The sequence below is a fragment of the Parabacteroides sp. AT13 genome (assembly GCF_002272965.1).
Taxonomy (GTDB): Bacteria; Bacteroidota; Bacteroidia; order Bacteroidales; family Tannerellaceae; genus Parabacteroides; species Parabacteroides distasonis.
The window spans coordinates 1,279,437-1,292,699 of the sequence record NZ_NQMH01000001.1 but is presented as its reverse complement, the minus strand read 5'-3'; the positions used below and the strand labels follow the sequence as shown (position 1 = coordinate 1,292,699).

Below are 13,263 nucleotides of genomic sequence, written 5' to 3'. Positions count from 1 at the left end.
AGCTTATGAGAAAATTTTGTTGTTTATTTCTATCTTAGTACCCCGTTATTGAGCAATTTTAAGCATGAAAAGATTCATAGTTCCCGCATTGCCGGACGAAACCTCTGAGGAAGAGGATGTTTACGAGCTAACGCATATCGATCACTTGTTTATAAGAGACCGGATCGAGATTCCGGGATTCAGTAATTACGAGACGTTAAAATGTGACTTTCATACCCATACGGTATTCTCCGACGGCTTGGTATGGCCCGATGCCCGGATATATGAGGCTTGGCAGGAGGGATTGGATGCGATAGCGATCACTGACCATATCGAGCACCGGATCAACAAGGTTATTTTGAAAGGAGATTTAAACGAATCTTACAAAATCGCTAAAAAAGCCGCTGACGACATGGACTTTATCGTGATTCCCGGAGCGGAAATAACACGTTCCAAGCCCTTGGGGCACCTAAACGCCTTGTTCGTACAAGATGTCAATCTTATGGAGAAAGAAAATCCTGTGGAATCTATTGCCGAGGCAAAAAGGCAAGGGGCATTTATTGTGTGGAATCATCCCGGCTGGCCGGATCATAAGGCCACTTTATATCCCATACATGAAAAACTGATTCAAGAGAACATGATCGACGGTATAGAAGTCATGTCTTACAAGGACTTTTACCCGATTGCATTTGGATGGTGCTTCTCTTTTAAGAAAGCGTTTATGGCAAGTAGCGACGCTCATTGTGTTCTTTCCGGGATATACAGGAAAGGGCTACGGCCCATGACGCTGGTATTCTCGGAAGAGAGAAGCGAGAAAGGGATACGGGAGGCATTGTTTGCCGGTCGTACGGCCGCGTTATTCGATGGGAAAATCGCGGGAGAAGAAAAATACTTGGCCCCATTGGTCAAGGCCTGTATCCGGGTTAAGCGAATGAGGAATACGTGTTTGGAGGTAACCAATATATCTGATATTCCTTTCATTATATATTGCGAAAACAATTTATACCTGCTCCCGGAAAGAAAAACGATTATAATGATGAATCCTAAGGAAAATAGTTGGATAATGAAAAACTGTTTTATCGGCAGGAATAAGAACCTATCGATTTATTTCGATGATTTTTCGGTATGAGTCAATTTTCATCCAGCTCAGAGACCGGGCCCTAATGCGGCATATTACGTCTCTACAACTAGATATAAATTTCTCGGAAGGGCTAAACTTTTCGATCCGTAATTTCTCTAGTGCTTCCGACAATCCTCTGGCGGTAGCACGCTCATCGATCTCCCCTGTTTTCATCCGAACTGATCATGTGGGTATCTATATTAAATCGGATTACTATTGATAGTAACCGCATTTTTTATGGATAGTAGTCGGTATTTCCCTCGTCCTTATTTTTTAGTTTATACAATATGCAGTATAGTCAAAAAAAAGCATTTAATAATATTGTGTATATTTTGAATTGTTTTTCATAAATTTGCTGCCGTATTGGTTCGCCTACTTTATTCAGGGTACGGCGATTAAAAGGGAATCAGGTGAGAAACCTGGACAGTCCCGCTGCTGTAAGCTCCAAAAAAGCTTTAGACATCAACTCATTGCCACTGTTTCCGGAAGGAACGGGAAGGAAGTTCTAAAGTGGAGTAAGTCAGAAGACCTGCCAATGCCGGATAACCGCCGCGATTTTACGCTACCGGGGTTTAGCGTAGGATTCAAAAAGGGGAAATATACGAAGTGAATATTGCTTTACATGAAGGATTGATCGGGTGAATCGTGACTTAGTACCTCCCGGACTATGGAAATATTCATGATTATTTGATCTTTCTTTTATATTCCCTCTTGATCGTTTTTTGGAGTTTTACATTTAATATAAAAGCTTATGAGAAAAATTCTATCTCTTTTCTTTGTAATGGCTTTGTGTGTAGTAGGTCTTTCGGCGCAAGGATTGGTTCAAGGGCAACCACATCCCTCGGCTCCGAATGTGCTGGCGAAAACAAAGTCCCAGTTAAGGGCTGACGCCAGCTTTTCTTTTGACGACATCCAGTTTTGGGTAGGAAGCGGCAGCAAGAGAGCCGCTTTAGTGATCGAATGGCATGATGGGAATCGACCGGATGCTATGGTTTGGGGATATCGCTGGGATGGCGAGGCTACCGGACACGATATGATCGTGGCGATAGCGAAGGCCGATCCGAAACTTCTTTTATTAACCCAATATACGGGTTGGATGGGTTATACGATTGATGGTATTGGATATGGGGATAATCTGGACGTTCGATATGATTTGGATGGGGCCAAGAATGAACCGAAGAATGCTTTCAAATTTGAACCTCCCATTACGAATCCTTTGTTGGGGCAGACTGGTTTTCCTGAAAATCCGGCGGGGGACGTAGCGGCGGCTATTCGACAAGGCGTACAAACCGGGGTTATCTATCACCCGATAAATGCGGAAAGATATGGATATCCATCTTATGACTATGACCATTGGAGTTGTAGCAATGGCATTCATTGGCAAGCCGGTTGGTATTATGGCTATTGGAGTTATTTTGTGAGAAGTAGTCAAACCTCTAATTTTAGCTATTCTGGTTTAGGTGCTACAAGCCGTGTATTGACGGATGGTTGTTGGGATGCGTGGAGCTGGAATGGAAATATGAATACATCAGAAGGGACTCAGCCCGGGGATGTCTTTGTCGCTGCGACAATACCCTCTGGAGGTGGAGGGGATGAACCCGAGATCCCGGTGATACACGTAACATCCATTTCTCTCAATAAGTCTTCTTTGCGTTTACAAGCAGGAGCAAATGCAATCCTTGCAGCTAGTATCTCTCCTGTAAACGCTGATAATAAGCAGGTTACTTGGAGTAGTTCCGATACAGGTATAGCAACGGTAGAAGATGGGGTCGTAACAGGTGCCAAGCCCGGTGTGGTGAAAATAACAGCCCGATCAGTAGATGGCGGATATACCGCTGTTTGCGAGGTGACGGTAACGGAGACGGTTACTCCTGAGATCGATTTTGAAGGGACCGGGGCGGTTATCTCATTCCCTAAAGTGGAGGAAGCCACCTCCTATGAGGTTCGTGTCTACAGATATGAGAATGGAAGTTATAAAAAGATAGGCACTTACGTAGCGGATGCGGAAGGCAATATCATTACTGAACTACTGACGAAAGGCTTACGGGCTACTTCCGGCACTATATCCGTCCCACTGAAGAACCTAGGGAGGGATGACGCTTATCGGATAGAGATCCAAGTCATGAATGGCTTGGACGTGATCGATACCTATATGGTAGAAAAATCTTCTGATCCGGTGAGCAATGAGACTATGGCTCCCGTTATCCCAAAGGTTTCCTATCAGAATGGAGCGTTGCGCTTTGAGCATTTAGCCGGATATCAAATCTATTTAATGCAGATAAACGGGAAAATACTGGAACGTTTTGTGATTCAAGTTCGGGAGGAACTTCATTCAATATCTCTTCCATCCGGGAATTATCTATTGATAGGCGAAAAGGATGGCGATAAAAAAATATTTAAGATTCATATTACTCAATAATTAAATTCATTAACATGAGACGAACACTTTACTTAAGTATGGCCTGTTTGCTATCGGCTCTGTCGGTAGTCGGCCAAACCGGTTCGCGGGATCTGAATCCGATAGAGAAACAGAAACTGCAATTACCGGAATTACCCAGTTCGCAGGCACGAGCCTCGATGCTTCGATCCAATGGAAGCGTGGATTACACGAAAGGTACCTTTATCGTAAACGAGGATTGGTACGGGCACCAGAATAGCTCGGTGAACTTCCTCTCGGAGGATGGGACTTGGACGTATAATGCGTTCCAAAAAGAGAATCCGGGACATGAATTGGGATGTACGAGCCAGTTCGGTACGATTTATGGGGATTTGTTGTATATCGTGTCCAAGCAATCAAAAGATGGTGCGGCATCTGTAGAGGGAAGTCGCTTAGCGGTAATTGACGCGAAAACGATGCAAGTGAAGAAGGAATTCCAGACGATCAACAGCGCAGGAGCTGATGGACGTTCTTTTTTAGGAGTGGATCTGACGAAAGGTTATATCGGAACGAGTAATGGTATTTATGTTTTTCATACAGGATACGATGAAAAGACCGGAAAATATGATGAAAACCAGATGTCTATAGAGGCCAGCGCAATCGAAGGAACGACGGGAATTTCTTCCAGCGATTTGTATCATTCACAGATTGGAACCATGATCCGTGTTGGAAAATATGTATTTGCGGTACATCAAACGAAAGGATTGTTGGTGATCGATCCGAAAGAAGATAAAGTTATCAATACGATATTGAAGCCCGAGGAGGATAGTAATCATGGCTTGGGCTCTATCGTGCTTTCTAAAGATGGTAATTTATGGGCTAGCGTGACATTCGAGTTAACTGGTACCGGAGCGACAATGCCTTATATGTGGAAAGTGAATCCATATACGTTAACAACGCAAAAGGTAGATATACCAACAACGGATGGTATTGAGGAGATTCCCAACTCTTGGTATGCATGGACCGCCGATGGTTTCTGTGCCAGTACGAAAGAGAATAAGATCTATTGGAAAGGACAAGGCTCCGGTAGTTGGTTCACGGGATATAAGATTTTCTGTTATGACATAGATAAGGATTCTTTTTATCAAGTATTCGACTTTACAAAGCTAGATAAAGGAGATTGGCGTCTTTATGGTACGGGATTCCGTATTGATCCGGTGGATGATAATATGTATTGTTTCCTTTATCATGAATTCTTAAACCCGGAACATGAATTAGCGGTAATTAAAACAGACGGAAGAGGGGATACGAACGGAACAATGGTAGGTCGCTATCCTTATGAGAAAGTGAATTATTGGTTCCCTGCTTTGCCTGTGTTCCCGGATAACATGGCTCCGACAATCACAGACGGTTTACCTAGCGAAATTACGTTTTCCGCTGAAAATACGAAGTATAGTAAATCAATGGATGAGATTATAGAAGATGGTGATAATATGATTTCAGCGGTTGTTACTACGATTGTGAATCCGAATCCGGAACTAATTAGTGCGGAGGTGATAAATAACACATTGACAATTGCTCCGATTGTGGAGGAAGTTCAAGAAGCCAAGGAAATACAACTTAAATTGAGTTTTAATTCAAATGGAAAACTGGTAAATAAAGATGTACTGGTGAAATTAACAACTTCATCAACAGCTCCTTTTGAGTTTAAAGAAAAGGAGATCACGCTGGATGGTAAAGGTAAATCCTTGGCTTTGACTATTAGTGGGTTAGCAGGGGAACAGGCTAGCTGGAGTTCTTCTCACCCTGAAATAATTAACGTGTCAAATGATGGAATAGTAACAAGTGTTGCTTATGGAACGGCAGAGATTCGTGCGACAAGTAAGACTCGTCCGGAAATGTCCGATGTTTGTATTGTAACAGTTAAACGTCCTGCAATGATATTACAGACTCCTACGGTTGAAATGTATGAGAATGAATCTAAAAGTTTGATCGCTTTGAGTAATGGCGTAGAGAGTGCTACGGAAGAAATAGAATGGATATCTTCTAACGAAAAGGTTGCTAAAGTAGGAGCGAGTACGATTCCTGGATCTCCTCATCCAATGATTTTTGCATATACGGAAGGAACCACAGAGCTTAGTGGCAAAATAAAATCGACAGTAACAGGGCAGGAATTATCTGTCACAAAATGTCTTGTAACCGTGAGGCCATTTGTGGCTATGACTGAGATAAAATTGTTTGGTGAATCAGGTGAAGAACTTCAAGAGGGTACTCCTATTCAATTGGAGGTGAATAAACGTACCACATTAATTGCAAAATCTTATCCGGAAAATGCTACGGATAAAACAATTAAATGGAGTAGTTCTGATAAATCTTTATTTACGGTGGAAGATGGGGTTATTACTGTCTGTGGAGCTGGTACTGCTACTATTACTGCACAATCAGAAGATGGAAAAGTTTCTGCCTCATGTGAAGTCTCTTGTTCTTTTAAGGTAGAGAAGGTGGCATTCACGAATAGGGTTAATGGTTTTAAAAAAGCTGGTAGTAGTTTAAAAATACCCATCTCATTTTATCCGGCTATCTCAAATACTCTTGAAATAAAAAAAGAAAATGTAAAAATTGAAAGTCAAGAAGGTACATTGAGTTGGACTGTCAAATCTGTAAGTAATACAGAAATAGTATTACGAGCAACTCCTTCCAACGCTTACGGAAAGGCTATTCTTTCCGCAACTATAACAGGTGTTGAAACAGGTCAGGCTTTTGGAGATCCAATTCAGTGTGAAGTTCTTGTATCTAAGTGGGCTACATCTTTGGTGCTTGAGGAAAATACTTGTTTCTTAAAGCAGGGTGAAAAATATCAGATTAAACCGACTGTTGATTATGGGTCACTTACAGAGGTAGAGCAGGCAGAAAAGGACATACTTTATTCTTCTGCGGACGAATCTATAGCAACAGTTGATAAATCTGGTTTGGTTACTGCTGTTGGCTCTGGAAAAACAATCGTAAAGGCTTATCTCTCTGATGGAAGTAATGGGTCTGCTTTTAAGGGAGAATGTGTCGTATGTGTAGGTAGTCAGCCTGTTACAGAGGTGAAGTTTAAGCAAAAGGAATTTACCATTAAAGTGAATGAATCTTTGAATCTTTTAGATCAAGTTTCTGTTCTCCCTGAAAATGCGGATTTTAAATCTATAACATGGAAGGTTTCGTCTTCTGGTTTTAATATAAAAGATGGAATTGGTAGTAGTAATTTTATCGGTGTATATGAAATAACTGCGCAAAGTGAAGATGGTCAAGCTTCTGATAAATGTACAGTCCATGTGGATGGAGATGTTCCGTTAAAGGGCTTTTCTGTTGAACCTAAAGATTTGTCAATAGATATTTCTGTGTCGACATTTGACCGAGATGCTTTACTTAATATGTTGAAAATTAATTTTAATCCTACTAATGCATCTGTGCTGTTTGGGTCTGTACCTGCGATTCGTAGCATAGAATTCGAATCAAGCAATCCTGAGGTATTAGAACAAGAATCTCGTACTAAATATAATGTGAAAAAAGTGGGAACTTCTAAATTGACACTAACCTATACGACTTATGGATATGAAGACGAGATGTTCGTTCATGTAACGGACAAAAGTAAAGGGGTTTTGGGTATTGTATTAGAGGCTTCTCAGAGAGTTGCCGCTATAGGAGAGTCGTTTAAACTAGCTTATACCCTTCTAAAAGATCCCGATTTTAAAGGAGAGATAGATGAATCCGTTACTTGGTCTAGTAGTAATGAGGCTTGTGCTTCGGTTGATCCGAAGACGGGTGAGATTCTGGCATTAGGAGATGGAGAAACCGTTATTCGTGTAAGCTCTGATACAGGTGGTTTTGTTGCGGCTTGTACACTTTCTGTAGGTAAAGGGATCGTGAAAGTAACGGGAGTCTCTTTGAATCAGGATCGCTTAGAGTTAACAGTCGGCCATGCGGTACAATTGGTGGCTGCTGTAACACCAAGTGACGCAAAAACAAAAACGGTGAATTGGTCAAGTGATAATCGATTTGTTGCGGATGTAGATAAAGATGGCAATGTGTTGGCAAGTAGTGAGGGTACGGCTACGATCACGGCGACTACGCTTGATGGAGGCTATACAGCTACTTGTAAAGTGATTGTTTCTGCGGAACCGGAAAAACCGGGGGCAAATGTTACGGGTGTTAGCCTAAATGCGTCTTCTTTGTCTTTGAATAAAGGTGAGGAGGCTGTATTAGCAGCGGTGGTATCTCCATCCAGTGCGATTAATAAATCAGTAACTTGGAGTTCTTCGGATGCCACGGTAGCCACAGTAACTAACGACGGTACGGTTAAGGCTGGTATCGCCGGTGTAGCTACAATTACGGTGACAACAGATGAAGGTGGTTATACCGCTACTTGTGAAGTAACGGTAATAGATCCGGATTTGGAAAAACCTGTGGTTGAAGTAAAAGACTCTACGGCTATATTAACATTCCCGAAAGTTCCGGAGGCTACTTTCTACGAGGTGTCTGTTTATAAGTACGTAAATGAGATACCTGTATTATTTGGTGTTTACACGGTTGATGCAGAGGGTAATATCCTTACTGGCTTGATGAGTGAGCTTCGTTCTGGGGAACAAGAAAAGATCAAGGTCTCTATTCCTGAATTAGATGGAAGTTCAGAATATATCGTAAAAGTTACAGCTATCAAGGAAGGTGATGGTAGGCAAGAGATATTAGGAACATTCTATAGTGAGCCATTCTCCACATCCGGTCCGGTGGCTAATGAGGCTATCGGTGTTGGTGAAGCGATGATTTATTACTATGAAGGTCGATTGCATTTGAATAATCTGGAAGGTTATTCTTGCTATATTGTAAATATGAATGGCGCTATATTGGATCTTTTTAAGATATCGGGAATTAACGAGTCTCATCCAATCCAATATTCAAGAGGTGCTTATATTATAGTAGTGGTAAAAGATAATGATCGGATGAGCAAGACGATCGTTGTTAAATAATAATGTATTAACAAATTAAACATTGATGAGCATGAAAAAGCTTTATCTTTTTCTCGCATTAATCTTAATGGCGGGAAGTATCAGCGCACAGCGTATGGTACAAGGTGTGTTACGTTCGGATTTACCGGCGGAAAAACAGAAAGCGGCTTTGATGTCCGCAAGGAGTAACCGTACTTTTTCTTTTGACAGTATTGATTTCTGGGTAGGTGATGGTGAAAACCGTGCGGCTATAGTTTTGACTTGGCATGACACGAATAAAACTGTACCAGATAATATGGTTTGGGGATATCGGTGGTCTGCTGATGTAGATACTATTTCTGGATTGAGCCTATTTGAGGCAGTAATGAAAGCGGATCCTCGTTTGATCGGTTTAGTGCAATACACCGGTTGGATGGGATCAACGATTAATGGTATTGGATATAGCGAATTTAGGAGTGATGTAGAGGTGACCTTTGATTATGAGGGAGCAAGTGCTAAATTCAAATATCCTTATGATAAAGAGACTACAGAGGAAATGGCTGCTACCGCAATTTCGGAGGGTGAAGATGATGGCGTGATTTATCATCCTTTTGATGCAAATATTTCAGGTGGTCCATATTATGATTATGACTATTGGACAGCTTCAACAGCATCAAATGTTCATTGGTTCGCTGGTTGGTATTCCGGTTATTGGAGTTATTTCGTTCGTGATTCCTATACTCAAGATTTCTCTTATTCCGGATACGGGGCATCAAGCCGAAAAGTCCAGAATGGTACTTGGGATGCTTGGAGCTGGAATAGTTTTATGGGAACGACATCGGGAACAGAACCGGGTGATAATTTAGTAGCGGCAACTCCTATCATTTGGCTTAATAAGAAAGCCATATCCTTAAGTGGAAACGTAACGGAACAATTAACAGCATCTGTACAATCTACTTATGCTTCTTTGACTGGTGCGGTATGGTCTTCTAAGAATACTGCTGTTGCGACAGTTGACCAAACGGGTAAAGTTACGGCTGTAGCTCCGGGTACAACTGAAATCAAATTAATTACAGCTAATGGTAAATATAACACGTACTGTAAAGTAACCGTAACCGGTACAGCCACGAAATCAGCGGCCGCAACCGCAAACATCTCTTATTCCGACAATACCTTGCGTGTAAAAGATCTAGCCGGTTATACCGGTTACATCACGAACACCGCAGGTTCTGTAGTATCTACTTATGTGATCACCTCTTCTGATGACGTGAAAACAGTAAACTTGAATAAAGGTGTTTATGGCTTTACAGCGGTAAAAGGTACAGAGAAAGTCTCTGTTAAGTTTGTTGTGAAGTAAATCATCTCTTGATTTCGCTAGAGTGCTCTCTCTTGCTCTTGAGAGTACTCTAGCGTTACAGATTCCGTGAAAGATGTATGATCTTACGGCGATAAGATTATACATCTTACAACGGTAAGATCATACATCTTATAATGGTAAGATCATATATCTTTTATCGAACTACAAGCTAGCTTTTGGATTAATTTGCGTTCTTTGCGACGATCCCGGAGTATACCACCATAATACCATGCCATTGTTTTTTCATTGAAAGCTTCACGTGTAGCTGTACTGTGTTCCCTGTATTATAATGTATGTAGTTGCTGATTTTTTTATTTCTTTACAAGAAAATTTTCTTTTCATATGATCGAATATAAAAGTTACGATTATACAAGAACCATCCCTGTGGATGATTATATCTTACGTTATCGGGATGAGCGGCGTTTCATGGCCTATTGCCGGGAGTGCCGTAGGTATGGAAACTGTTGGAGTTGTCCGCCTTTTAATGATTCGGAGGACTATTTATCCGGTTTTCGGAATCTATTGATTGTTTGTACGCGGATTACTCCTGTCGTATTGGATGTGCCGGATGCGGTGGAAGCGGGGCAAGAGTTGATGCATAGGGAAAGGAGCCGATTGGATAAACGTCTTCTTGCGTTGGAGGAGGAATATAATGGGCGGGCGTTTTATGCCGGTAGTTGTATACTTTGCCCTTGGGAAGAGTGTACACGTAGATCTGGTAAGGCTTGCCGCTACCCCTTGCGGATTCGTCGTTCCCTTGAGGCCTGTGGGTTCGATCTGGGACGTACTACCTCGGAGTTGTTCGGTATAGAGATGAAGTGGTCCGAGAATCGGAATTTGCCGGAATATTTACTTTTGGTTAGTGGATTCTTATATGATTGGGAAACCCCGATTTGGTAAGTTAACTTACTTTGCCATTTAAGTTAACTTACTTTGTCGATGGAGTTAACTTACTTTACCGATGAAGTTAACTCCGTGAAATGGAGGAGTGGCACGGCTAGGCTTTATTCGGTAACCTCCCAGCATTTCCATCCTTTATTAGCGCAGATATATACAATGTACGAGCGTACATTATATACAGGGAATTTCTGTTTGGTATCCTTGGCGTAAGCACGTACTTGCGCCACGTCCTCGGGGCGGGGATCGTTTAGCGCCAGCATGTGTTCGGCCTCTTTCGCCTTGAAATACTTGAATTCCACCAATCGGTCATCTTTATAATAGTTTGTGCCGGGTATGCCGGTCATTTCGAAATTGGAACAGCCTACGGAGTTGTTCTGCTCGATGGCGAACGTATAATAGCTGCTTAGGTAGCGGGAGCAAAGCTCGAAGAAGGAGCAACGGATAAAGTTCTCGTTGATCTTGTCGAACACCTACGCCGGGAACTGCCCGAGATACTGCTCGAAATAGTTTTGCACCAACGGCTCGAAACAGCGGTCTTCCGTGAAGCGTTCGTAGGTGGGTACATAACGGGGGGCACCACCTTCTATATGGTTCGTCTCGTTATAATAGTCCATGTAGATACTGCGCATCGTGAGGTTGGGCTACCATGCGATAATTGTTACGTAGCGTAGTCATACCCAGATAGAAGAGGCTGACAGGATAAAAGGTCTTATCGAAGAACTTCTTCTTATTGAGCTTACTGGATAGGTCGGGAACGTTATACGGCAACTCGTCGTTTCTTTATAACCTTGAAGAAGGTACGCAGGAAACTATCCTTCGTGGTTATTTGCTCATACAGTGGGTCCTTGTAGGCGGTCAATAATTGGTTGGTGAAATTATCGTACTCATCGATCAAGATATATACTTTTGGAAGGCCATGCTCGCGGGCGTACCCCAAAGCCTCCTCCAGCATTTGGGAGGCATTGCCTTTGGTGGTAAACTGGAAGTCTTGGAATAAGTCCCGGTTGTGTGTTACCATGATTTCTACTGGAGAACAGTTCAAGAGGTTGAAATTCCGCTCCAACCCTTCCATGTCATTGGCCATGACCATAGCGGAGAAGCCATAACGCACGACCATGTAGCGGCTATGTTCCTCCGTTGGGTATTCCCCGATCCAAGTGCCGCCGAACAATTCTTCGAAGCGATCGGCCTTGGTGCGATCGTAGTAACAGGCAAGAGTGGATACGAGTAGGCTTTTCCCGAAACGACGGGGACGCAGGAAGACCGGGGCATTATAATTCTCCAATCTGGGGATAAAGTTCGTTTTATCCACATAATAGAATTTACGCTCCCGTAAATATAAAATCCGCTACCGCATAAGGAATCGTTATTTGTGCCATGACATTTCTTTTTTCCTAATTACACAATATTACGAATATACGAAATTTCCTTATGCGATGCGATTTACTGGACTTATGTTTACCGGAAAGGGAAATGTTTCTGCCGATTGCGAATAACCCAAAGGTAAACTCCCGTGAAATAGAGGAACGGTACGGCTAGGCTTATGAGGATCCATAGGATTCTGGAGAAGTGCCCGAGGAAAGTGCCGAAGTGGACAAAGTACATGGAGCGGACAAGCTTCTCGGCGGCCGGTTTGTCTTTCCAGAGGTTTATGGCGACGACCTTGCCGGTAATAGGATGGATGTAGATATGGTTGCTTCCAGTTCTTTCGAAGTCCCCTTCCCGATACATCCGTACGGAGAAAACAGACGTGTTGTCTTTCGGGAAGAATATCATTGTCGGGGTTCCCTCTTTGAACTCTTCTTGGGCGGTCGTTAAAACGGAATCCAATGATACCCAATCACCTGTGTATTTATCAGTTTTTGGTGCCGGTGCGACTGCTTTTCCTGCGGATATGGATTCAAAGAAAGATTGATATTCTTTCTTGAACCCGAAGTAGGAGCCGGTAAAAGCGATGACCAGCAAAAAGAGGGATGTACATATACCTATGATGGAATGTGACTTGAAAAGCTTGGCTCTCAAGCCCATCTTTCGGTTCACGGAGAAGATACGACGCTTGGGTAATAATAGAAAGCCGGATAGAGTTAGGAAAATCAACAGGAATCCCGATAAGGCGACGATGGTAGCTCCTTGCTTTTTCAATAGCAGGTTCACGTGAAAGTCGTATAACCATTGAAAAACCTTATGCCGGTATCTGTCCACTCCCGTAACTTCCCCTGTATAGGGATTGACATAGATCTGGATACGGCCTTTCTCATCCGGGAATGTAGTACGGAAACTGTAGGCGCAATCCTCGCCTCCGTATAAGACCATATTATTGATCTTAGCTTGTGGATATTCGTGCCTTACGTTCTCTAGCAAAGTTTGCGGCGACACGGTTCGGGAGGCTGGCTTGACAAAAGCGATATCCTTGACAGATAGTTTTTCAAGTTCCGGCTTGTACACGATCGCTGTGCCGGAGAGGCATATTAGGGTTATTATTAGCCCTAATATGAGTCCGGTGTATAAATGTAACTTTACTATGATCTTTCTAATGATCGAATTATGCGACATGTCTTGTGCC

General features: G+C 42.5%; 6 protein-coding genes, 1 pseudogene and 1 riboswitch. Of the genes and pseudogenes, 5 read left to right on the top strand and 2 right to left on the bottom strand.

Annotated elements, in window-relative coordinates:
- Window positions 1–64 precede the first annotated feature (64 nt).
- From CI959_RS05745 to CI959_RS05715, 5 genes are all read left to right on the top strand, one after another.
- Window positions 65–1,108, top strand: coding sequence for a PHP domain-containing protein (locus tag CI959_RS05745; RefSeq protein ID WP_005859680.1), 1,044 nt, complete (start codon window positions 65–67; stop codon window positions 1,106–1,108).
- 338 nt (window positions 1,109–1,446) lie between these two features.
- Window positions 1,447–1,651, top strand: a riboswitch (cobalamin riboswitch).
- A 199-nt stretch (window positions 1,652–1,850) separates the two neighbouring features.
- Entirely contained in the window at window positions 1,851–3,518 is a 1,668-nt protein-coding gene (locus CI959_RS05735; RefSeq protein WP_005859678.1) for an Ig-like domain-containing protein, read from the top strand.
- A gap of 14 nt (window positions 3,519–3,532) precedes the next feature.
- Window positions 3,533–8,485 carry a DUF5074 domain-containing protein gene (locus CI959_RS05730; protein WP_005859676.1) on the top strand — a complete coding sequence of 1,651 codons (4,953 nt, stop codon included), beginning with the start codon at window positions 3,533–3,535 and terminating at the stop codon, window positions 8,483–8,485.
- Window positions 8,486–8,516: 31 nt separating this feature from the next.
- Entirely contained in the window at window positions 8,517–9,800 is a 1,284-nt protein-coding gene (locus tag CI959_RS05725) for an Ig-like domain-containing protein (RefSeq protein WP_005859675.1), read from the top strand.
- 342 nt (window positions 9,801–10,142) lie between these two features.
- Window positions 10,143–10,700: a DUF2284 domain-containing protein gene (locus CI959_RS05715; protein ID WP_005859673.1), complete on the top strand. Its 558-nt coding sequence runs from the start codon at window positions 10,143–10,145 to the stop codon at window positions 10,698–10,700.
- Between the two features lie 104 nt (window positions 10,701–10,804).
- On the opposite strand, the pseudogene CI959_RS05710 reads toward CI959_RS05715, so the two are convergent.
- Both CI959_RS05710 and CI959_RS05705 read right to left on the bottom strand, forming a co-directional pair.
- Window positions 10,805–12,079 (bottom strand): annotated as a pseudogene (locus tag CI959_RS05710) (AAA family ATPase).
- Between the two features lie 79 nt (window positions 12,080–12,158).
- The gene (locus tag CI959_RS05705) at window positions 12,159–13,253 is read right to left on the bottom strand and encodes a PepSY domain-containing protein (protein WP_005859667.1); all 1,095 of its coding nucleotides are present in this window, start codon (window positions 13,251–13,253) and stop codon (window positions 12,159–12,161) included.
- Between the last annotated feature and the right edge of the window lie 10 nt (window positions 13,254–13,263).

Excerpts from the sequence above, each read along its gene's own strand:
- CI959_RS05730 (WP_005859676.1), top strand. The coding sequence starts at position 3,533 with ATGAGACGAACACTTTACTTAAGTATGGCCTGTTTGCTATCGGCTCTG.
- CI959_RS05715 (WP_005859673.1), top strand. The coding sequence starts at position 10,143 with ATGATCGAATATAAAAGTTACGATTATACAAGAACCATCCCTGTGGAT.
- CI959_RS05735 (WP_005859678.1), top strand. The coding sequence starts at position 1,851 with ATGAGAAAAATTCTATCTCTTTTCTTTGTAATGGCTTTGTGTGTAGTA.
- CI959_RS05725 (WP_005859675.1), top strand. The coding sequence starts at position 8,517 with ATGAAAAAGCTTTATCTTTTTCTCGCATTAATCTTAATGGCGGGAAGT.
- CI959_RS05745 (WP_005859680.1), top strand. The coding sequence starts at position 65 with ATGAAAAGATTCATAGTTCCCGCATTGCCGGACGAAACCTCTGAGGAA.
- CI959_RS05705 (WP_005859667.1), bottom strand. The coding sequence starts at position 13,253 with ATGTCGCATAATTCGATCATTAGAAAGATCATAGTAAAGTTACATTTA.